General features: G+C 49.7%; 23 protein-coding genes. 13 read left to right on the top strand and 10 right to left on the bottom strand.

The genetic code is table 11. The features are described from left to right. The first annotated feature begins 297 nt into the window (after positions 1 to 297). From B152_RS0115190 to B152_RS26055, 3 genes are all read left to right on the top strand, one after another. Positions 298 to 1455 (top strand): pyridoxal phosphate-dependent aminotransferase, encoded by a 1158-nt coding sequence (locus B152_RS0115190; RefSeq protein WP_020593283.1) that lies wholly within the window; start codon positions 298 to 300, stop codon positions 1453 to 1455. 27 nt (positions 1456 to 1482) lie between these two features. Continuing rightward, on the top strand, positions 1483 to 2262 hold the full coding sequence (locus tag B152_RS0115185; RefSeq protein ID WP_020593282.1) for an HpcH/HpaI aldolase family protein: 780 nt from the start codon (positions 1483 to 1485) through the stop codon (positions 2260 to 2262). Between the two features lie 145 nt (positions 2263 to 2407). Next, a complete protein-coding gene (locus B152_RS26055; RefSeq protein ID WP_157231112.1) occupies positions 2408 to 2716 on the top strand; it encodes a hypothetical protein in 309 nt (102 codons plus the stop codon). A gap of 241 nt (positions 2717 to 2957) precedes the next feature. Here B152_RS26055 and B152_RS0115175 read toward each other — a convergent pair whose 3' ends face one another. From B152_RS0115175 to B152_RS0115155, 5 genes are all read right to left on the bottom strand, one after another. After that, a complete protein-coding gene (locus tag B152_RS0115175) occupies positions 2958 to 3524 on the bottom strand; it encodes an SPOR domain-containing protein (RefSeq protein ID WP_020593280.1) in 567 nt (188 codons plus the stop codon). Between the two features lie 79 nt (positions 3525 to 3603). Continuing rightward, entirely contained in the window at positions 3604 to 4830 is a 1227-nt protein-coding gene (locus tag B152_RS0115170; RefSeq protein ID WP_020593279.1) for a polyhydroxyalkanoate depolymerase, read from the bottom strand. A 288-nt stretch (positions 4831 to 5118) separates the two neighbouring features. Beyond that, complete coding sequence (locus tag B152_RS0115165) at positions 5119 to 5361, bottom strand: hypothetical protein (protein WP_020593278.1); 243 nt, start codon at positions 5359 to 5361, stop codon at positions 5119 to 5121. Positions 5362 to 5550: 189 nt separating this feature from the next. Further along, on the bottom strand, positions 5551 to 5766 hold the full coding sequence (locus B152_RS0115160; RefSeq protein WP_020593277.1) for a hypothetical protein: 216 nt from the start codon (positions 5764 to 5766) through the stop codon (positions 5551 to 5553). Between the two features lie 152 nt (positions 5767 to 5918). Next, the gene (locus B152_RS0115155) at positions 5919 to 7124 is read right to left on the bottom strand and encodes an NAD(P)/FAD-dependent oxidoreductase (protein ID WP_020593276.1); all 1206 of its coding nucleotides are present in this window, start codon (positions 7122 to 7124) and stop codon (positions 5919 to 5921) included. A 290-nt stretch (positions 7125 to 7414) separates the two neighbouring features. Here B152_RS0115155 and rplM point away from each other — a divergent pair, with 290 nt between their 5' ends. From rplM to B152_RS0115140, 3 genes are read left to right on the top strand one after another with little or no spacing between them, the layout of a single operon-like run. Beyond that, entirely contained in the window at positions 7415 to 7879 is a 465-nt protein-coding gene (rplM, locus tag B152_RS0115150; RefSeq protein WP_026261598.1) for a 50S ribosomal protein L13, read from the top strand. Positions 7880 to 7882: 3 nt separating this feature from the next. Beyond that, positions 7883 to 8365, top strand: coding sequence for a 30S ribosomal protein S9 (gene rpsI, locus B152_RS0115145; RefSeq protein ID WP_020593274.1), 483 nt, complete (start codon positions 7883 to 7885; stop codon positions 8363 to 8365). Positions 8366 to 8421: 56 nt separating this feature from the next. Then, positions 8422 to 9780 (top strand): MFS transporter, encoded by a 1359-nt coding sequence (locus B152_RS0115140; RefSeq protein WP_020593273.1) that lies wholly within the window; start codon positions 8422 to 8424, stop codon positions 9778 to 9780. Between the two features lie 173 nt (positions 9781 to 9953). Here B152_RS0115140 and B152_RS0115135 read toward each other — a convergent pair whose 3' ends face one another. Then, positions 9954 to 10538 (bottom strand): LysE family translocator, encoded by a 585-nt coding sequence (locus B152_RS0115135; RefSeq protein WP_026261597.1) that lies wholly within the window; start codon positions 10536 to 10538, stop codon positions 9954 to 9956. A gap of 167 nt (positions 10539 to 10705) precedes the next feature. Next, a complete protein-coding gene (locus tag B152_RS0115130) occupies positions 10706 to 11305 on the bottom strand; it encodes a short chain dehydrogenase (RefSeq protein WP_020593271.1) in 600 nt (199 codons plus the stop codon). Between the two features lie 85 nt (positions 11306 to 11390). On the opposite strand from B152_RS0115130, the gene B152_RS0115125 reads away from it, so the two are divergent. Beyond that, positions 11391 to 12302 carry a LysR family transcriptional regulator gene (locus B152_RS0115125; RefSeq protein ID WP_020593270.1) on the top strand — a complete coding sequence of 304 codons (912 nt, stop codon included), beginning with the start codon at positions 11391 to 11393 and terminating at the stop codon, positions 12300 to 12302. Positions 12303 to 12336: 34 nt separating this feature from the next. On the opposite strand, the gene B152_RS0115120 is transcribed toward B152_RS0115125, so the two are convergent. Then, entirely contained in the window at positions 12337 to 13245 is a 909-nt protein-coding gene (locus B152_RS0115120; protein ID WP_026261595.1) for a DMT family transporter, read from the bottom strand. 190 nt (positions 13246 to 13435) lie between these two features. On the opposite strand from B152_RS0115120, the gene B152_RS24000 reads away from it, so the two are divergent. The 3 genes from B152_RS24000 (at position 13436) to argC (ending at position 16136) form a co-directional block, all read left to right on the top strand. Continuing rightward, positions 13436 to 14362 (top strand): LysR substrate-binding domain-containing protein, encoded by a 927-nt coding sequence (locus B152_RS24000; protein ID WP_020593268.1) that lies wholly within the window; start codon positions 13436 to 13438, stop codon positions 14360 to 14362. A 148-nt stretch (positions 14363 to 14510) separates the two neighbouring features. After that, positions 14511 to 14981 (top strand): hypothetical protein, encoded by a 471-nt coding sequence (locus tag B152_RS0115110; protein WP_157231111.1) that lies wholly within the window; start codon positions 14511 to 14513, stop codon positions 14979 to 14981. Between the two features lie 198 nt (positions 14982 to 15179). Next, positions 15180 to 16136: an N-acetyl-gamma-glutamyl-phosphate reductase gene (gene argC, locus B152_RS0115105; RefSeq protein WP_020593266.1), complete on the top strand. Its 957-nt coding sequence runs from the start codon at positions 15180 to 15182 to the stop codon at positions 16134 to 16136. Between the two features lie 98 nt (positions 16137 to 16234). Here the strand turns inward: argC and B152_RS0115100 are convergent, their stop codons facing one another. Further along, entirely contained in the window at positions 16235 to 16582 is a 348-nt protein-coding gene (locus B152_RS0115100; protein WP_020593265.1) for a hypothetical protein, read from the bottom strand. 138 nt (positions 16583 to 16720) lie between these two features. Here B152_RS0115100 and B152_RS0115095 point away from each other — a divergent pair, with 138 nt between their 5' ends. Further along, on the top strand, positions 16721 to 17311 hold the full coding sequence (locus B152_RS0115095) for a gamma carbonic anhydrase family protein (RefSeq protein ID WP_020593264.1): 591 nt from the start codon (positions 16721 to 16723) through the stop codon (positions 17309 to 17311). Positions 17312 to 17457: 146 nt separating this feature from the next. On the opposite strand, the gene B152_RS0115090 is transcribed toward B152_RS0115095, so the two are convergent. Continuing rightward, positions 17458 to 19287, bottom strand: a complete 1830-nt coding sequence (locus tag B152_RS0115090) for a PHA/PHB synthase family protein (RefSeq protein WP_020593263.1) — start codon at positions 19285 to 19287, stop codon at positions 17458 to 17460. 210 nt (positions 19288 to 19497) lie between these two features. On the opposite strand from B152_RS0115090, the gene B152_RS0115085 reads away from it, so the two are divergent. Together B152_RS0115085 and B152_RS0115080 are read left to right on the top strand one after the other, a co-directional pair. Further along, complete coding sequence (locus B152_RS0115085) at positions 19498 to 20529, top strand: OmpA family protein (protein ID WP_020593262.1); 1032 nt, start codon at positions 19498 to 19500, stop codon at positions 20527 to 20529. 219 nt (positions 20530 to 20748) lie between these two features. Next, positions 20749 to 21960 carry an LL-diaminopimelate aminotransferase gene (locus B152_RS0115080; RefSeq protein ID WP_026261593.1) on the top strand — a complete coding sequence of 404 codons (1212 nt, stop codon included), beginning with the start codon at positions 20749 to 20751 and terminating at the stop codon, positions 21958 to 21960. Positions 21961 to 21964: the final 4 nt, after the last annotated feature.

Genomic DNA, 21964 nt, shown 5'->3' with positions numbered 1-21964 from the left:
TGTGTCTTATGGGCACATCCTCGGCAAGCTTGCAGATATTCTGCTGTGATCTTTATTATCACCTGTTTGAGCTATTCCTGGTGAACTTCCCAGTTTCTTTTATCTTTTTTGAAAATTATCCGCTTTCAATTTTAAAGTGTGCTTGTGCTGTAGCTGTGCAAAAAAAATATACGTATATAGCATTAGGATAAAATTATTGTCTTCATAGAGTTAGGGTTAATTTCGTAAAAGGTGTGCTTGTTCTCAGAGATTTTTTTTAATACCCTTGGTAGTGAAAAGGTACTGGGAAAGAACGTGATGTCATATGAAATCAGCAAGACAGCGGGAAAGCTGGAGCGCAGCCATATACGTGCGGTCATGGAGCATGGTTTTGGCAAAGATGGTGTTATCCCTCTCTGGTTTGGTGAGAGTGATGAGCCGACGCCTGAATTTATCAAAGAAGCAGGCAAGGCAGCGATTGACGCCAACTTTACAACCTATCCCCCAAGCGCTGGACTGCCGATCTTGCGACAAGCGATCAGCCGCTACATGACAGAGCTGTATGGAGCGCAGATTTCGGATGAACAGATCACGGTTGCTGCTTCGGGCATGCAAGGGGTGATGCTTTCCTTCCAGTGTCTGCTTAATCCGGGGGACAAGGTAAAGATTATCGGTCCGATCTGGCCGAATGCGGCGAATGCGGCAAGATTATTGGGGGCTGATGTCTCTTCGTTCCTGCTTGATCGGGATGAGGAGGGAAGGTGGTCTCTAAATCTGGAGCGGTTGTTTTCTGACTGTGATGCTGGTTGCAGGCTCCTTTATATCAACTCGCCGAACAATCCCACGGGCTGGGTTGCCACCCGGGAAGAGTTGGCTGCAATACTGGAGTATTGTCGCAATAGAGGCATTTGGCTGGTTTGTGACGATGTCTATGGCCGTATGGTGTACGAGGGAAACTCGGCTCCTTCTGTTGCAGAAATTATGACTGCCGAAGATCAGGTCATTCTGCTGAACAGTTTTTCCAAGGCATGGAACATGACCGGCTGGCGTCTGGGCTGGATTACTGCCCCGCCCGAGATCGGACTTTCTCTGGCCCGGATGACGGAATTCAATATATCCGGTGCGGCTCCCTTTATTCAGAAGGCTGGCCAGGCGGCGATAGAGCAGGGTGAGGAATTTATCCGGGCCAACCGGGCTGCCCTGAAACAGCGCCGGGATCTGGTTTGTAAGGGGTTGTCTGCTTTTTCCCGGGTTTCAATTGCCCTGCCAGAGGCAGCCTTTTATGCCTATTTCTCCGTTAGGGATGTCGAGGACCCCTTTGCTTATGCCATCGACATCCTTGATAAAACGGGTGTCGGGATTGTGCCGGGCAGCGCCTTCGCGCATGATGGCCCTTACTTTAGGATGTGTTTCGCCTGTAGCCCCGGGCTCTTGAGCGAAGCACTTGCGCGCTTGGAACCTCATCTTAACCGTTGAGGTCTTGTATTAAAGGGTAGGTTGATTATGAGCAAAGAACTGTTGCTGAAAAAGCTTGGGAAAAATCATCCGGCTTTCGGATGCTGGATTGATATGTTCAGTTCTCTGGCGACAGAAATTATCGCCCAGGCTGGCAATGATTGTCTCATGATTGATCTTGAACATGGTCCGGGCTCTATCCTGGATGCATTGGTCCAGATGCAGGCCGCTAGAGCATATGGTCCCAAAATTTATGTCAGGGTTTCTGGGAATTCATCTTCGAAAATCAAACGGGTACTTGATGCCGGAGCAGATGGGGTGATGATCCCTGCGGTGTCTTCTGCGGAAGAGGCTCGAAAGGCTGTGGAAGCAGCACTCTATGCCCCCTTGGGACACAGGGGAGTTGCCTCAACGATTATTCGTGCAGCGGACTATGGGGTGAAGGCGCGGGAATATCTTGAGAACTTCAATGATCAGGTCATGGTTATCTGCCAGATTGAAACGGCAGAAGGCGCCAAGAATGCTCAGGAAATTGTGACAACAGCCGGCGTTGATATGATTTTTATTGGCCCGGCAGATCTCTCGTCTGATCTCGGCTATCCCGGACAGCAGGATCATCCTGAAGTTATAAAGGTCATTTCCGAAATCGAGCAGACGGTCATACGAGAAGGTAAAGTTCTGGCAGGCTTGCCAACAGCCGGACGCACTGCGGCAGATCTTTACAAGGCTGGCTATGATGTTGTCTTCGATGGTGCGGACATTGGCTTTGTCGTCAAGGGAGCTCAAGCGAAGGCTGCTGAACTGCGCAAGATTCTTGGGCGGAAATAACACCAGAACCTTGTCTGCTTGTTCGGGGAAAAATTGCAGCAGGACTATCAAAGTTTACCGGAAATGAACCTGGCAACAGGCTGGAACGACATACTGATGTTCGTGTCCTTTGGGACAAAACTTCATTATATGAAAGGAACATATCATGTGTTTCAAAACAGCCTGTCGAACCGTCTCAATCGTTTTCTTGATCACTGCTGGCTCTGGTGGCGCTATTTCTTTTACGGCAGCTGCGGACAGTGTTGTACAGCAAAGTCAAAAGCTTGACCGATTGGTACTACAGGGAAATTCTGGCGGAGGTGTTTTAAAAAAAGAGCATAAGGTTAACTGTAGTGTGCCGCCTTACTTTGCCACTGTTTGCCCCTCGGTTCTCAAGACGTCCTGCAAGAAGCATGGGGGCACGATGAGCGAAAGCGGCGGTGTCCATACCTGTACGGTTGGTACAAAAAATTAGGTGTGGTTAAAGCTGAATGCCTTTGGCTTGAAAAAAATGTCAGGAGTGCTTTTCAAGGTGAAATTAAATTTTATGAAGAGCTCTCCTGTTTTTTCTAACTGGTTAATTTATTGAACAAAGTTACACCTTGTTCGGCAGTAAAACTATCAGACCTGTGGCATTGTGATTGATGGTAACAGTTGTTGGCGTCTCTTTATCAGGAACAGCATTGCTATAACAGGCAGCTGCCTGGATCCGGTTTTTATATTTTTAGAACTGAACAGTATTGTTTCTTCTTTTTCAGTGTCTCACAGGTCTTATCTGCAGCTTCTTTACTGCTAAAGGGGGCTGCCAGTACCCGAAAGAAAGTACCCTTGCCTGTAATTTCCACTTGTTTTGTCTGAAAGGTGAGGCCTTTGGTTTCGGCAGGAAAGGCATTTTGTAACTCTTTCCATTCCTTCTGGGCGCTTTCCTTGTTTTTATTGGAGGCCAGATGAATGGCGTAAGTGCCAGCCGTTGAAGATGGTTTGGGCGCTGTGACCGATTTTGCCGTCTTGGCATCTGCTTTGATTTTGTCGCTGGAGGGAACGCCAGAGGCTGGTTGCAGCGCTGTAACTTTGATTTCGTCGGCTCTTCCTTCCGGGGCAGGCGCAGCGGGTTGCATTGCCGTTTCATCAGGGGACGAGGCTTCTTTTGCATTCTTTTTGATTTCAGTTAAAAATCGGGGAGCCCAACCCTTGGTATCATCATAGATTTCGCCACAGCCAGCTAGAAAAACTGAGCTGACAAGAGCGAAAAAAAAGAGAGAGCGACAGGGTAAAGTCCGCATAAAAGAACACCAGATCGTGATAGCGATAAAGACTATCGCTTAGGCTAAAGCGATAGTCTTTATAAAAAGCTAACAAAATCTAAGACTTATTCTGATTTTTCTCAATAAAATCATTGATAACAGGGTAAATGTTCTCGCGCCATTTACGGCCATTGAAGATACCATAGTGACCAACACCTTTTTCAATATGGTTCTTGTGTTTTCCCTGGGCGAGTGAAGAGCAAAGATCATGCGCTGCCTCGGTTTGTCCGGGGGCAGAGATATCGTCAAGCTCGCCTTCGACTGTCAAAAGCGCGGTTTTCCTGATTTTTGACGGATCGACAGGAATGCCCTTCCAAACCATGGTGCCTTTGGGCAGGCTGCGTTCCTGGAAAACATGCTGGATGGTGTCGAGATAAAATTCTGCAGTGACATCCATAACCGAGAGGTATTCGTCATAGAATTTGGTGTGGCTTTCTGCTGAATCACCATCCCCGATAATCAGATTGTTAAAGTGTTGCATGTGCGCATCGACATGACGGAATGAATTCATCGAAATAAAGGCGGCCAGCTGCATAAATCCGGGGTAGACCCGACGCCCGGAACCGGGATATTGCATCGGTACACTGGCGGTCAGATTTTCCTTGAACCATGATAAGGACTGGCTGTCGGCCAGTTTGGTTACTTCTGTTTCTGCAGCGCCCGGATCAACCGGACCACCCATCAGCGTCATGCTGCTTGGCTGGCAGGGATCATTCTCTCCGGCAAGAAGTGCAACCGCTGCCAATACGAGTGGCGCAGGTTGACAAACGGCAATGACATGAACATCCGGACCGAGAAGACGGATGTAATCAACGATATACTGAATGTAGTCATCAAGCCCGAAGGCGCCATCAGAAGCGGGTACGGAGCTGGCGTCAGCCCAGTCTGTCACATAAACTTCGTGATCTTTGACCATTGTGAGTACGGTGCCGCGGAGCAAGGTCGCAAAATGGCCAGACATGGGCGAGACGAGCAGGATTTTCTTTGGGTTCTTGGCGAGATCATAGCGAAAACGGATCAGATCGGCAAAAGGCTTGTGGTCGACCCGAGCAAGATCAATCGGGTGAGTCCCGTTTTCATCGGTGAGGGCTTGAAAGCCCCATTCCGGTTTTCCGCGATGGCGGATAACACCCTCAAGGACGTCAGCACCGGCTGACATGATCTTCCCCAAATAGGTGCGGGAGAGAGGCATCATCGGATGACTGAAATAGGTCTTGGTCATTTGCGCCATAGCGCGCATCGGTCCCAAAGCGGCATTCTGCATGTCGAAATAGTTATAAAGCACTCTATCTTCCCCAATTCTTTTTGCTTTGTCTGGATGGTGCCCGGACTTGTTTCCGGATCTGTTTCTGTGTTTGTACTCCTGCACTTACGGAGTATTCCAAAGACAAAGTCAGTATTTGTGCGCTGCACAATCGATTTGAGGCTAAGCGGATTTGCCTGTCTCGTCAATCTTTCTGTCTAATTTTCACGAAGCTGTCACTGCAGTGCAATAGCGGGCAGTGCAATAGGAACCAGCGCACCAGGAAACAATACAATAGGAGGAGGGAGCAGAGAGTTTGTTCTGCTCGGGTTAATCAGAGCTGGGCATTGCCTTTGTACAGGCGGCACGACCATTTTCTGTCAGCTTGCAGACCAGCCAGTCAGGTTTGAGAGGGTTGTTAAACCAGGGTTCGGCCCAGCCGTGGGTGATACAGGCCTGGATCAGGCGGTTGTCATAATGTTTGCCACTTCTGTCAAACAGAGGGAGCTTGCCGCCAGCCTGTTGCAGACCGCGTTTGAGCCAGTTGAGCTGTTTTGTGGTGGGTTTTTTCACGCCGAAGCTCCGAGGGACAGTTTCTGGGACGCTGTTTTGCTATCGTTGAGCAAAGTTCGGCTATTCTAGCATTTTTGATCTGAAAGGCCAAAAGCCGAAAGGGATAGAGGCCGAGCAGCTGCTGGGAAGAAGATCCGGGAGTTCAGTGAAACAAGGGGGCAATCAGCGGGGCAGTTTTGTAGCAGGAATTCAGGCCTGTCGCTGGAGAGGGTAATAACCGCTTTCATCATTCTGGTTGGAAAGGTCCGATGGCGCAGAGCCACGCAGGGATTCCTTGATAACCTCGCGGTATTCCACATCCCAGACCAGGCGATCAACATCGATGTCTTCGAGAGCTCTCATCTGCTCGATCTGCGCCGCACCTGCCTGATCATTGGTGCTGTATATTTGGGTATAGTTTGCCATAGAGCTATAATAGGCCCGGTAATTGTCGCTGTGTTGGGGCAAAATAATGGTAAGAAAGTGACCGAGTTACTCAGGAAGGTGGCCGCACAAGCCTGATTGTTTTTAGTTTTGTTTTTATTCAATGGCTTATGCGGCATTAAGTTGGTTAATTATTAGATAACGTTGAGTTCTTTAACCGGTTTTTTTTGTAATATGCGCTCGAAATTGAACACAGAAAGATCAAGTTTTCGGAAACCGTCATAGAGGATCAATTCTGACAGAGCCCGTCCGACGGCAGGGGCCTGTTGCAGGCCGTGTCCACTAAAACCATTGGCAAAAAATAGATTGTTTATCTGGGGTGCTGTGCCCAGAATGACATTCTGGTCCAGCAGATTATAGGCATAATGCCCTGCCCAGGCATTGACCTGCTTGATACTTTCAAAAGCGGGGACGCGGTGCGCCAGAGTTGGCCACAGGACTTCTTCAAACAAACTGTGGTCGACGTCAAAATCTGTAGAGACAGGGTCATTCTCCTCCTGGGGGGAAATTCCGCAGATGAAGTTATGACCTTCCGGACGGAAATAGGCACCACTGATATCGACGACAAGCGGGCAGTGGGTGATTTCTTCTCGACAGTTGAAGACAAACACACAGCGTTTCCGGCTTTCTACTGGCAAGTCTATTCCGGCCATCGAGGCAACAGAGGCAGCGGCAGGCCCTGCGGCATTGATAAAGTATTTTGCCGAAATTATGCTGCCGCTTTTGAGTTCGGCATCCGTAATCTGTCCAGAGCCGTTTTGTCGTTCGGTTTTTAAGCCGATGACTTCATCATTGATGTAGCTGACCCCCAAGGTTTTGTTTTTGGCCTTGAAAAGCTGGAGCAGGGAATAGGCATCAAACCAGCCTTCTCCAGAATTACCCAAAGATCCCAGAGCAAGATCTTCACAGTTCATCCAGGGAAAGCGCTCTTTAAGCGCCGGAGGAGGCAGGAGAGAGATATCAGCTCCCAGCTCTGTTTGTAGTCTGTTGTTTCTTTGGAGAACATCCGTTCCGGCTTCGCTGGCCAGAAGCAGATATCCCTTTTCCTGCAGGCCAATATCGAGCTGGTTATTATTTGCCAGAGACTCTGCTGTGTCGAGATAACTGTCCAGGTTCTTCAGAAACTGAATGCCAAAAAGGGAAATCTCGATATTCTCCCGGGTGGAGAATTGCTGCCTGATTGAGGCTGCTGAAAGTGTAGTCGAACACTTTTGATAACTGCTATCTTTTTCGACCACTGTAACTGTGCCGTTAAAATCAGGAGAGCTTGCTAGAAAATAAGCTGCTGCACTCCCTATAATACCGCCACCGATAACCACAACATCAGAAGTGGATCGCATAAAGTCTCCATATTTTCTATTTTATACAAAGCAGCATATTTCACGGGAGGGTTATATCTTGCAACTGAATTCATCGATTGCAGGAAATAGCTCATTACTAAAGTCAAAAAAACGAATAAATGTGAGGTGTTTTAATACCTCATTTTTAAGTTATTGATTTTAAATGCATATTTTTTGGAGTGCTGGATTAAACTGTTTGACAGCATTGTCGGCTTGTATTAGAAACCAGCCACGCAAGAACACATTCAGTGTCTTGCCCCTTATTAAACAGTATGCAGTGGCTCTGTTATATGAAAACTTTTTCTGCTAAACCCGCAGATATCGAAAAAAAGTGGTTCGTGGTTGACGCTCAAGACGTCGTCCTCGGTCGCTTGGCCGTTGAGGTCGCGAAAATTCTGCGCGGGAAACACAAAACAACTTATACACCACACATGGATTGTGGTGATAATGTTATCATCATCAACGCTGAGAAAGTTGCTCTTACCGGCAACAAACTCGCTGACAAGAAGTACTACTGGCATACCGGCCACCCTGGCGGTATCAAGGAACGTACAGCCGGTCAGATCCTGGAAGGTCGTTTTCCTGAGCGTGTTGTATCAAAAGCTATCGAACGTATGGTTCCACGCGGACCTCTCGGTCGTCAGCAGATGCGCAACCTGCGTGTATACGCTGGTGCTGATCATCAGCACGAAGCGCAGCAGCCTGAAGTTTTGGATATCGCTTCCAAAAACGTCAAGAACAAGAGGAGCCAGTAATCCATGGCTAACGAAACTCTCAATTCCTTGAGCGATCTTGGTGGTGCTGCTCCTGTAGTTCAGGACACTACTGTTGTTGCCGAGCGTAAAGTTGATGCCCAGGGTCGCTCCTATGCGACTGGTAAGCGTAAAGACGCCGTTGCCCGTGTCTGGATCAAACCAGGTACTGGTAAAATCACCGTAAACGGTCGTGAAGAAGAAGTTTACTTCGCACGCCCTGTTCTGCGCATGATGATCGCACAGCCTTTCGAGACTGTTGATCGTACTGGCCAGTTCGATGTGATTTGTACCGTTAAAGGCGGCGGTCTCTCTGGTCAGGCTGGTGCTGTTCGTCACGGTATTTCCAAAGCACTGACTTACTTCGAGCCAACTCTGCGTCCTGCACTGAAAGCACGTGGCTTCCTGACACGTGATGCCCGTACAGTTGAACGTAAAAAATACGGTAAAGCAAAAGCGCGTCGTAGCTTCCAGTTCTCCAAGCGTTAATCTGCTTCAGAACAGCTTTACAGCTATCGAAAAGGGTCGCCTTCTGGTGGCCCTTTTTGTTTGCGCGATTTCTCTTTTCAGGTACCTTGATTGTCTTCGTTCCGGCAGGTCTGGCCGGACCAACCGTTTCAGGGACTTGGGCTGTTAGGGATATGATGCAGGGGAATGAAAAGACCGGCGGGTCTGAACTGTTTACACCGATATTGCTCTCCGGCTGCCTGATCCTGATGACCGGCTTTGCCATTCGCGCGAGTTTTGGTGTGTTTCAGATCCCGATTGCTGATCAATTCGGCTGGCTCAGATCCGAATTCTCCATGGCCATAGCCATCCAGAATTTAGCCTGGGGTATCGGCCAGCCGATCTTTGGCGCTCTGGCTGAAAAATTCGGGGACATCAAGGCTATTATTCTTGGTGCAGTCGTTTATGCCCTCGGGCTGGTCTTGAGCAGTTACGCTGTGACACCAGGGGCACATCAACTGCTGGAAATTCTGGTGGGCTTCGGGGTTGCGGGAACCGGGTTCGGTGTTATTCTCGCCGTGGTCGGACGCAGCGCCTCAGACGAAAACCGATCCCTTGCCTTGGGCATTGCGACAGCCGCAGGCTCTGCTGGCCAGATCGTTGGGCCTCTGGCGGCAAGCAGCCTGTTGGATATCATGCCCTGGTCTTCGGTGTTTTTGATCTTTGCGGCTGTAATTATTGCTGTCCTTCTTGTTCTACCCTTTATGCGTAGTAAAAGGTTCACCTCTACTACAGAGCTGCAGGAAAGCCTTGGGGCAGTGCTGGGCAAGGCTATGCGTGATCCAACTTATGGCATGATCTTCCTTGGATTTTTCTCCTGCGGCTTTCAGCTGGCTTTTGTGACAGCCCATTTCCCGGCCTATATCACTGAAGTCTGTGCTGCAATCCCGCCGAACTCTGTATTGCGCAGCCTTGGGGTAAACACGACTTCGGCACTGGGGGCCTTTTCCATTGCCATTATTGGCGCGACAAATATTGTTGGTACTGTTCTTGCTGGGTATTTGGGCAAGAAGTGGTCGAAGAAATATCTTCTTGCCCTTATCTATACCGGACGCACCATTGCCGCGGCACTGTTCATTCTTTTCCCGATGACTCCTACATCAGTGGTGATCTTCTCCATTGTCATGGGGTCACTCTGGCTGGCGACGGTGCCGCTGACTTCGGGGTTGGTTGCCCAAATCTATGGCTTGAAATATATGGGCACTCTCTACGGGATCGTCTTCTTCTCTCACCAGTTGGGCTCATTCCTCGGGGTTTGGCTCGGCGGCGTCATGTATGACGGTTATGGGTCCTATGACGCGGTCTGGTGGGTCGGTATCGGTGTCGGGGCTTTCTCCGCGATCATTCACCTGCCTGTGAAAGAGGGGCCATACGGGCAGCGGGTTGCTACGGCTTAAGGATTTTTGTTAAAGGGGCGAGAATTTTAAATTCTATCGCCCCTTTATGGTCTGACTTAAGGATGGTTCTCCAGAATACTGGGGGATATGGCCGTTGAATGGCTCCGCCGGAATCAGTTTTCCCTCCTTCCTGAAAGCAGAAACCTTTTAACTCTGGGCTCTGCTCCTGGGTTTTACACAAGGACCAGATAAACGGCGACAGCGGCGAGACCCGCCCCCATAACCAGGTTGAAAATCCGAAGGTGCCGTTCGGTTTGGACCAGCGCCTTCGCTTGTTGTCCGGCAACAGCCCAGGAACCAACACCAATGAAACAGATGAAAAAATAAAGCCCGCAAAACAGGAAGAGGGTGGAGATATCACCCTTGACCGTAAAGGCGGTTACACCAGCCAGGCTGGCGATCCAGGCCTTTGGATTGAGAATGTTCAGCAGGAAGCCCTGAAGAAATCCGGGTTTGTTTTCAGAGCCCAGTGATAAAGTGCCGCTGGAAAAGGCGATTTTGCAAGCCATATAGAGTATAAAAACCGCACCGATATAACCAATAACCCGCATGGCATCCGGGAAGCGGGACAGCAGTTCTGTTGCGCCTAATCCAATAGAAAAAAGCAGCCCGGTAAAGCCGATGGTCGCTCCGGCGACAAAAGGAACTGTTTTGCCCACCCCGTGATTGAGGCCAGATGTCAGGGTAATGATATTAACCGGGCCCGGGGAGATGGACATGGTCAGGGCAAAGATGCACATGGCAAGAATGATGGTCATATCAGATACTTTCAAAAGGAATTGAGGGAAGATATCAGAGAGCACCTCTTGAGATAATCTGCTATAATCAAAATTCATTGTTCTGAATTTTGGTGCAATCATGAATGCTCCAGATTGTTGTGGAGCATTCATGGGTGGTTATCTGAACTCTCCGGTTTACAGGGAGATCAGTTAACCTCGTAAACCTGTCCAGTCTGGTGACCTTCGACACTCTTGCTATAGGCAAGGGCTGCAAGTTCAGCTGATACAGGAGCAAAGCCTCTGAAATAAGGGGCGTATTTGCCCATTGCTTCTGTGATAACTGTCGGGCTGACACTGTTGATACGCAGGCCTTTGGGCATTTCAATCGCCGCGGCTTTGACAAAGGCATCCAGAGCCCCGTTGACCATGGAAGCCGAGCTGCCATAGCGGATCGGATCGCGATTCAATATGCCCGTGGTTAACGTAAATGAACCATTTGGGTTGATGAATTCCCGCCCGATCAGAACCAGATTGACCTGTCCCATCAATTTGTTAGCGATACCGATCTGGTACTCCTCTTCCTGCATTTCATTAAAGTCGCCAAAATGTACAGACCCTGTTGCCGAGACCAGAGCATCGAAGGCACCGACAGAAGCGAGGCCTTCGAGAATGGACTTTGTATCGCTGATATCTATCTGGATATCTCCGGACGTTCTGGACGCAGTAATAACGTCATGGCGTTGTTTGAGTTCGGCCAATACAGCCTTGCCAATAATGCCGCTGGCACCGACGAGTACGATTTTCATGTTCTGTCTCCTGTTAAGATATGTAACAAGATATTGTTTTTATCTGATATGATAAGTGTAAATTTTCTGAACGGATTGTTTTTAAATGAGTGATAATATGGCGCATCTTGAAGCCATGGCTGTGTTTGCTGCTGTGGTGGAAGAAGGAAGTTTTACCAAAGCGGCTCAGCGGCTTGGGTGCTCAAAAGCGCATGTCAGTCAGTTGGTGTCGCGGTTGGAGCAGCGCTTCTCGACCCAGTTTTTGTTTCGGACGACCCGCCGGCTGGATACAACTGAAGCCGGGAAGGCCTTTTTTGAATATTGCCGGGATATCACTCAGACAGCCTTGAAAGCGGAAAAAGCACTGGAGGCTTTAAAGGGAGATGTTTCGGGCAAGCTCCGTCTTTCCGCGCCGATATCTTTTGGAGAGGTCTTCCTCGGAGATATTACCTTTGGCTTCATGGCTGATTTCCCGGCTGTACGCTTTGAGCTGGACCTTGATAACCGGATCAGGGACCTACAGGCTGAAAAGATTGATGTGGCGCTCCGGGCAACCACGCAGCTGGATGATGACCTTGTTGCCATCAGGCTTGGGGAATGGCGAGACTATGTCTGTGCCGCACCTGAATATCTGGCGGGTAAAAAAGCGATAGAACAGCCAACTGATCTGGCTTTTCACAGCTGCCTGGTAAATGCGCGCAATCTGGATACGGCACTCTGGCGATTTTGGAAGGAGGAAAGCAGTCATGTCATCCCGATTGAGGGTAAAATGTCTGTACATCATTTTCCCATGTTGAAAAGTGCGGTCCTCAAGGGGGCAGGAGTGGCGAAACTTCCCTCTTATCTGGCTCGTGATGAGATTGAAAAGGGACGACTGGTAAGACTGTTGCCGGACTATGAGTTGGAGGCGTTCCCGATCTTTATTGTTTATCCTTATCAGAAGGATCTGCCACTGAAGCTCAGAAAGTTTGTTGATTATGTAAAGCGCTGGTTTGCCGATAATCCCCATTTCCAGTGATTGGCAAACCAGCGCTTCTTGTCCGCGACGAGAGTTAAGCGGTTTTTTTTGCGGGAACATTCCTGCCGGGAAGCAGTTTCCAACCCAGATTGACTGCAGCTGCACTGAGCAGAATAAGGACAATTCCCAAAATTTGCATCATGCTGAGATTCTGTTCGTAAAAAACATAGTCAACGATGATGGCAACAACCGGATAGATAAAAGACAGGACGGCAATAACCGGTGTCTGTAGTTTTTGAAAGGCTGAATACATGATGATGTACATGAAACAGGTATGAATTAAACCAAGGGCAATCAGGAATCCCCAGGGCGCAACATCACTCGGGGCTGCTGATAAATCAACGAAGGGGGCCAGCATCACAACCCCGAGGCTGACCTGCAGAAAAGCAATTAAATGAGGTTTCATCTGTTTCAGACGCTTGGTGACGATGGTGGTGATGGTATAGAGGACGGCAGCGCCCAGTGCCAGGCCAGCGCCTTTGAGCATCTCGATGTTTCCTGCAAATGATTCTGTATCCGGGTTGACGATCAGAACGAGGCCGCTAAAGGCGATAATCAACCAGATCATCTTGTTAAGACTGAAGGCTTCGCCCAGAAAGATGGCACCGAAAATCACCAGAAAAAAGGGCTGGGTGTGGTAAATGGTTGTACTGACCGAGATTGAAGCAAGCTCGAATGAGGAAAAGAGAAGTATCCAGTTACAGACAAGGGCGGCGCCGCCGAGCAGGGCTAGGGTGATGTTTCGCGCAACCCATACTTCTTTTGTTAGATAGCCCTTGTACCAGCAATAAAGGCCAAGTCCCGTAGCCCCGAAGACACAACGGAAGAAGACAACATTAAAGGGGGATTGTCCGGATTCAAAAACAAACAGGCCGATGAAACCGGAAAGGACCATCGCCAGAGACATTTGAAGTATACCGGAGTTGATCTGTGGCTGTTGCATTGTTTTAATTCCTGCTTGTTTGCGGGTAAAGTTCAGGTCTGTCATGACAAACAGGGGATCATTTCTTCGACACGGCGATGTCGTTGATGATTATCCCTCTATCATCCACTACAGGATCTGCTAGAACTAAGGTGGCGATAAACTCCCCGGATGTAAAAGCAGAAGATATTAGGCTGAATAAGATTTTCTTATGCTAAAGAAACGCAGACTTCCTCCCTTGAATGCCCTGAAAGCCTTCGAGGCAACAGCACGAACCGGAAGCCTTTCTTTGGCAGCCGAGGAGCTGTCTGTTTCGGCTTCTGCTGTTAGTCAACAGGTTCGCTCTCTGGAACAGTGGCTGGGGCTTTCGCTTTTTGATCGGGGGGCTAATTTCATCGAGTTGACAAAAACGGGTACATCCTATTTGTCCGGCTTAACCGTGATGTTTGATCAACTGGATGAAATGACCGAAAGTTTGCAAAGCAAAAAAGCACCGCGCAGGCTTCGTCTGTCCGTCTTACCTTCTTTTGCCGCAGAGTGGCTGGGGCCGCGGGTGAAAAAATTCAGGAAGGCGCACCCCTCGATACAGCTGGAGATTCTGACATCTGACCGTCTTGTGGATTTCTCTGATGGATCTGTTGATCTTGCCATTCGCTATGGACCGGGAAACTACAAAGGTCTGACGTCCGAACTGCTGATGGAGGAAATGGTCGGCCCTGCCTGCCATCCTGATTTGTTAACCGAAGAAGGCGCCTTCTCAGGGATCACCCTGTTACGAGATGCGGGAGGGCCTGAGGGCATCCGCTTGTGTCTTGAAGAATGGCTGGATGATTTTGCACAAGAAAATTCAGTTGATCATGACAGCTATTCTTTTAGTGATACACACCTATTGATCAATGCGGCGCGTAATGGCGAGGGCCTGATGTTGGGGCGCTCTGTTCTAATCGCAGATGACGTCCTTTCAGGACGCCTGGTCCCGGTCCTGAGTAAATGGACGAAGTCGCCTTTTTCTTACTATCTGGTGTCTTCTGCGGTGAGAGAGCTGACGCCGGATGGACGCTTGTTCCGTAAATGGCTGCTGGCAGAAATCAGTGAATTTGAGAACAAGATGCCCGATCGATTGAGAGGGCAGGAGTGACTTTGTCCTTATCACTCTGGTCAAACTGATTTATACTTCAGGGCCATGATCCGGATGAGGATGGGTGATGAACTTGAAATATTCTCGATCCCTTATCGTGATACTGCGATGTGTTTCTCTGTTTGCATTCTTTGCTGTTGGGGCCTGTGTGACGACCCAGCCGCAGAGTGACCGGATACTCGTCACAGAGACGGAACTGGTATCTGCCGGGGCCTACCTTCTACCCGAAAACGAGATTGTCGGGGCAATATCTGGAAATACTCTCTATGGCAAATATCTTTCGGAACCTGGGACACCCGGTAATGTTGCCAGGGAGACAGCAGCCCCCGGGGATGATCTGCCTGAAAAAGACACACGCTGGGTAGAATATATCAGCAGTGATGGTCGTGTGGCCTATTACGACTTTATTCAGCTGACCCAGGGGAACTGGCAGGTCAAGAATGAGCTGGTCTGTTTCTCCTACCAGACCCTGGTGCCGCAGCCAGATAATTGTTTTCTGGTTTATGCTCTCGGGGATAGACACTACTTTGTCTCGACCCGATCACAGACACGCGGACAGGTTGTTGCGGTCGTCCTTGGTCGCAAGAATGGAAATGCAGAAGGCTTGAAGTTGAAATAGTGCCTAACTGACTGAGTGTTGGAGAAGCTGCGGTTTTACTTCTTTCAGTTCCGTTTAACCGGGAAGCAGCCATGGCTTTGTAATCTGATTAACCTGGTAAAGAAAAACGGTTTCAGATTTTAATTTTCCTTGTAATTATGTTGGCTTGGCTACAGGTATTATGCTTGTTTTTTCAGTTACTGGTTCAGGACTTATTTCATGAGCACGGGCAAAAAAATATTCATTGATGGCGAAGCAGGGACAACCGGACTTCAGGTCAGGCAGCGTCTTGAAGCGCGTCAGGATCTTGATGTGCTTTCTATTGCTCCCGAGTTGCGCAAGGATAACGAAGCCCGCAAGCAGTTACTGAATTCTGCTGATCTGGTGATTCTCTGCCTGCCAGATGAAGCGGCTGTCGAAGCCGTTGCACTGGTTGAGAATCCTGATGTCCGGATTATTGATGCCAGTACAGCCTATCGGGTTGATCCTGAATGGGTTTATGGCTTTCCGGAAATGACAGAAGGACATCGGGAGCGGATTGCTTCTTCGAAACGGGTAAGTAACCCCGGTTGTTATCCGACTGGGGCGATTGCCCTGATCAAGCCACTGGTTGAACGGGGCATATTGCCTGACACCGCGCATATCAGTGTCCAGGGCGTTTCCGGCTATAGCGGTGGCGGCAAGGCCCTGATAGCGATTCATGAAGAAGGCGATGTTGAGCCTTATGGAACTTATGGCCTCGGACTGGGACACAAGCATGTCCCGGAGATGATGATCCACAATGGTCTGAAAAATCGTCCTTTATTTATACCTTCTGTCGGTCACTTTGCTCAGGGAATGCTGGTTTCTGCTCCCCTGCATTTTGCCCAGCTGAAATCAGGTACAACGGGTAAAGCCCTTCATGAGGCCCTCGTTGACCATTTCCGGCATTCCCGATTTGTTAAGGTTCAGGAGCTGAATACAGCTGAGGCTCTGGAACGTGGTGCCTTTCTGCGGCCCGACAGTCTCAATAACACCAATGCACTTGAACTTTTTGTATTTGCCAATGACCAGATCGGGCAGGCTGTATTGATTGCACGTCTTGATAATCTTGGAAAAGGGGCATCAGGGGCTGCTGTTCAAAATATGAACCTGATGCTGGGCTTACCAGAGGAAGCCGGGCTGGAAGTCGGGTAGTCTCAGGGGCAGCCATCAATAAAAAAGGACGGCAATGCCGTCCTTGCCGTCCTTTATTCTGGAAGATTTCCCCTTGTCTTGGAAGCTTCCCAAGGCAATCAGCCAACCGGATACCACTGTTCACAGAGCCGCGGGCCGCGGGCTTCACGATTGCCCTGGATGCCGAACTGCAGCATTTTCAAAGTGCGGTTTGCCAGTTCCCGAATATGTGAATCAGGAACACCCGCGCTGGCAAGTTTGCTTCTGGATTTTTTTGCCTTCGCGTTATGAGTTTCCGCTTTCTGCGGCTCATTTACTTCCTTATAGGCAGAAGCAAGGCAGACCTGTTGTTGATACCATCTGGGTTCATTGGTTCTTGCGTGACTGGGGGAGGAAAAAAGAAGGGTATTAAGGCCGATAACGGCAGCAAATGCCAAAATAAAAATATCGTGTTTGCCCCTAAACATATTCTCTGCGCTCCAGATTAATCTCGTATCGGGTGTTATATATGGATTTAAAGAGGTTGAAAAAGGGTAAAAATATGAATCCCCTTTTTGCTTATATAACAAAAGCATTTGTTTGTTAAGCTGGATTCTTGTCGGTTCATGAAACAAAAAAACAGAGAAAAAGAGGACACTGTGGCAGCTTTGATTCTTCCCTATCGGGGGATCTTCCCGAAAATTTCACCTGAAGCCTTTATTGCCGAGACGGCTGTCATCATCGGGGATGTTGAAATCGGCCCGGGCTCTTCCATTTGGTACGGTTGTGTTGTGCGGGGAGATGTTAATGCGATTCGCATTGGCAAAAATACGAATATTCAGGATGGTACCATCATTCATGTCAATCACGACCGTGAAGGCGGAGATTATCGTGTGACAGCTGGGGGACTTCCCACATTTATTGGTGATGGTGTGACTGTCGGTCATGCGGCACTGCTGCATGCCTGTAGTGTCGAAGACAACGCCTTTATCGGGATGCGGGCTGTCGTTATGGACAAGGCTACGGTCCAGAGTGGGGCGATGGTTGCGGCCGGGGCTTTGGTGACACCTGGCAAAACAGTGCCAACGGGAGAGCTCTGGTCCGGTTCACCAGCAAAAAAATTCAGAGACCTTTCCGACGAAGAGCAGAAGGGGATCCGTTATTCTGCTTCAAATTATGCCGAGTTGGGAAAAAGCTATCGAATGCCCCCTGAGTGAAGCCAACGGTTGAGTGAGGTGTATTGATTTGTCGTGTGACGATATGTACTCAATGAAAAACCGTCATGGCATTGTCTGCTGTGACGGTTTTTCTTTGAGGTATGTTTTTTGGGTATCTGAAAAGATAATAACACTCTTAGATCGGGCTACCTGATCCTGACGTAACTGCCGGGTGCAGGTTCAATAGTTTTGAGTTTGCCCGTCCCCGGTGTTTTGGCATCGACGAGTTTGCCGCTGTTCTTTTTTTCCCATTGGGCCCAGTGCGGCCACCAGGAACCCGGTGTTTCTGTTGCCTTGCCCAGCCATTCATCGGGATCTGCGAGGGTGTCTCTGTTGGTCCAATAAGAATATTTCCCGGCTGCAGGCGGGTTGATAATGCCAGCAATATGTCCCGAGGCTGACAGGACAAACTCTTTTTTTCCGGAAAAATGTTTTGTATTGGCATAGGTCGATTTCCACGGCGCGATGTGGTCTTCCTTGGCCGAAATGATAAAGCTGGGGACTGTTATCTTGCCAAGGTCAATCGGCACACCGTCGAGCACAATGCCGCCGGGCTGGGCCAGTTTGTTTTCCAGATACATTTTTCGCAGATAGAAGCTGTGCATGCTTTTTGGCATGCGGGTTGTATCCGAGTTCCAGTACAGCAGATCAAAGGGGAAGGGAGTTTTCCCCAGGAGATAGTTGTTTACAACAAAAGACCAGATCAGATCGTTGGCCCGGAGCATGTTAAAGGTGGTGCCCATTTCCGCGCCGTCAAGGTAACCCTTTTCTGTCATGCGCTTCTCAAGCGAAACCATCTGATCTTCGTCGATAAAGACCCGTAGTTCTCCGGCTTCGGAAAAATCGGTCATGGTGACAAAGAAGGTCCCGCTCTTGATCCGCTTGTCTTTTTTCTCTGCCATATAGGCCAGTGTGCTGGCCAGCAGTGTTCCGCCGAGGCAATAGCCGATGGCATTTACTTCCTTTGCTCCGATTGCCTGCTCGATGGCATCAAGTGCCGCCAGAGGTCCTAGCAACATATAGTCTTCAAAAGACTTTTCTGCCAGTTTGGCATCGGGATTGATCCAGGAGATCATGAAAACAGTGAAGCCCTGTTCAACCGCCCATTTCACAAAAGAGTTCTTGGCCTTCAGATCCAGAATGTAAAACTTGTTGATCCAGGGAGGAAGAATGAGTAGGGGGCGCTCGTGAACCTGCTCCGTCGTCGGACTATACTGGATCAGCTGCATCAGCTCATTTTGATAAATGACGCTGCCGGGGGTGGTCGCTACATTCTCCCCCAGGGTAAAGGCGTCTTCATCGGTCATCTTGACCCGGCCTTTTTCAAGATCTCCGATCAGATTTTCGAGCCCCTGGAGCAGGTTTTTCCCGCCGCTTTCTGTTGTTGCCCGCAAAATTTCGGGATTGGTCATCAGAAAGTTGCTTGGGGAAACCGCATCAAGAAACTGGCGTGTATAGAAATCAACCTTCAGGGCATCCTGTTTGTTCAGGCCATCAACACTGGTGACTGACTTGTGAAGGGTTTCAGAGGTGAGCAGATAGGATTGTTTGATGAAGTTGAAAAAGGGGTTGTTCTCCCAGGCTTCATCCTGAAACCGTCGATCACCCTTGGATTTGGTTCTCCCGGATTTGATCTCGGTTTTTTCGGTTGTCACTTCGGTATCTGTCTGCCCGGTCGCCTGGCTCGAAGCGAGGAAATTTTTCGCGGTTTCCTGCCATAAAGTGCTGTACCCCTGCCAGAGATCACTCTGCAGCTGCATGGCTTTTCCAGGGTCAGACCAGAATTTCTGCGACATTTCAAGGAAAGCTTGCCCGATCCGCAGGGGATCAGGATCATGTTCCTGAGGATTCAGCGGCTGTTGCCGGGCCATGAAGTTTTTAATCAACTCCTGGCTTTTTTCAGAGATTGCAGACATGGTTTCTGCCAGTTCGGCAGGATCCGGGAGGTTTATTTTCGGGGGGTGTTGATCGGCCATTCAGCCTTCCCTATGATCTGTTTGGTCTTTTTGTTGAATCGGATATCGCCTTGTCGGACTTTCAATGTTATACACGCATTGTTACAGCTGGAAGCACAAAGAACAACAAGTGAGGTCAATATCGTCAGCCTGTATTGTAAAGCTGGTGCTAATCAGTAGAGTACAGGTTACGGTTTTTTTGACGTATTCGAGGGGGAATGGTCATTCGTAATGACCAAGGACAGTCGTATGCCTGAGCAGAATAAAAAGAATTTCTATTGTAAAGGGGGCGTAAGCCGCTTCGCAGGGGTGATGTTGTTACCACTTTTGCTCGGTGCCTGCTCGTCAACACCGGATTGGGCCAACCCGATTGAGTGGTTCAGCAGTGATAACCCCGAACCGCCGACGAAAGTTACCTCAGCGGAAAATGTTGTACCTGCCGAAGGCTTTCCGAATCTGTCCAGTGTTCCGGGTGAATCTCCACAGACGACACCAGGAAACTTGAGAGATCAGGTGGCAGAAGGTCTGATCGCGGACCGGAACAATGCCGAGTACAGCAACCAGCCTCTGACCGCCCGTTCTACCCTGGTGCCACCAGCTCCGCCACCATCAGTACCTCAAGCACCAGTGACCGCTAGCTCGGCAGCTCCAGAATCACCGGCGGTGACCCAAAGTGAACTTCCTGCTGCTTCTCCTCAGGTGGCTTCTGCCCCTCAGCCTTCTCAGCAGACAACGGTGATTTCCTCACAGGGGGCTGTTCTGCCTCCGGCTTTTCCGAACGGGGCTCCTTCCTATGCCCAGCCGCAATATAGCGGCCCGGCATTCAACACGCCGAGTTGGGGTTCTCCCTATGCCCAGCAGGGTGGTTACGCGCAGCAGTCCAGTGGTTATTCCTCCACAGGGGGCACGGGTGGCCAACTTGTTGCTGTAATCTATTTTGCGCATGGTTCCTCACGTCTGAACCAGCAGGATATGCAGGTTATTCGGGATGTGGCTTCACTCTATGGTCAGCGTGGGGGGCAGATCACGGTATTGGGACACTCCAGCTCCCGCACCCAATTGACTGACGCGCTGACACATCAGCAGGTGAATATGGAAATTTCTTCCAGTCGTGCCCAGTCGGTTACCCAGGCTCTTGTCGAATCTGGGGTCAGCTCTTCGCAGGTGATAACCGATGCGCGTTCCGACACCAATCCGGTTTTTCATGAATTCATGCCGACAGGTGAAGCAGGGAACCGCCGCGTTGAGATCTATGTGAATTAACCAGGGTAAGTTAATCAGGAGAATTTCGGACTTTCCTGAGCAATAATGCGCATAAAAAGATTGGTCACGGAGCTGGTATTCTGCTATCTGCTTCGTGGCCTTTTTTATTGGGGTCGGGCGACAGCTCTGTCAGGGCGAAACGCAGACGCTCAGCGTCACGTTTATCCTGTTGGATGCCTGTTAAAAATCATCAGTGTTATCAAAAATATCGAGTTGGGAATGGTTCAGGAATTTCACCGCATCAAACGTCTGCCACCTTATGTATTTGCCGAAGTCAATGCACTGAAGGCGGCGGCCCGAGCGGCGAAGCGTGATATCATTGACTTTGGCATGGGGAATCCCGACCAGCCGCCCCCCCGGCACGTGATCGACAAGCTGACAGAGGTTGCCCAGAATCCAAGGGTACATGGCTATTCGACGTCCCGTGGTATTCCGGGATTGCGCAAGGCGGTAGCTGCTTATTACCAGCGTCGTTTTGGTGTTGATATCGATCCCAACAATGAAACCATCGTGACAATCGGCTCAAAAGAAGGCCTGGCCAACCTGGCCCAGGCGATCACGAGTCCTGGCGACATCATTCTGGCGCCGAACCCGAGCTATCCAATTCATGCCTTTGGTTTCATCATCGCGGGTGCAGCTATTCGTTCCATGCCGATGGGCCCTGATACCAGTATTATCGACCAGCTTGAAAAGGCTGTTCGACACTCGGTGCCGAAACCGCTTGCTGTTATCCTAAACTACCCGTCGAACCCGACAGCTGAAGTCAAGGACCTGGATTTTTATGCCGAGATCGTAGATTTCTGTCGCAAGCATGAAATCTACATCATTTCGGATCTGGCCTATGCCGAAGTCTATTTTGATGACTTTGTGCCGCCGTCAATCCTTCAGGTTCCCGGAGCCAAGGACATTGCCGTGGAGTTTCTGTCCATGAGCAAGACCTATTCCATGGCAGGGTGGCGTGTTGGTTTCTGTTCGGGAAATCAGAAGCTTGTCGCGGCTTTAGGACGGGTAAAATCCTACGTGGACTATGGGGCTTTCACCCCGATGCAGGTTGCTGCGGTTGCTGCACTCAATGGTCCGCAGGACTGCATTGACGAGATGCGTGATCGCTATCGCGGGCGCCGTGATGTCCTGATCAAGGGGCTTGCAGCGGCTGGCTGGGATGTCCCCAGCCCACCGGCAACGATGTTTGCCTGGGCACCGTTGCCTGAAAAATTCGCGCACCTTGGGTCGCTTGAGTTTTCCAAGCTCTTGCTTGAACATGCTAATGTTGCTGTGGCTCCCGGCGTTGGTTTCGGAGAGTACGGCGAAGGATTTGTTCGCCTGGGGCTGGTTGAAAACGAGCAGCGGACCCGCCAGGCGGTGAAAAACGTCAAGACAATGATGCAAAACGCTGATGCTATTCTAGAACAATACAACAAACGGAAATGAAGTC

This window comes from Kiloniella laminariae DSM 19542, from assembly GCF_000374005.1.
Classification (GTDB): Bacteria; Pseudomonadota; Alphaproteobacteria; order Kiloniellales; family Kiloniellaceae; genus Kiloniella; species Kiloniella laminariae.
This window is presented reverse-complemented; position numbering and strand designations above follow the sequence as displayed.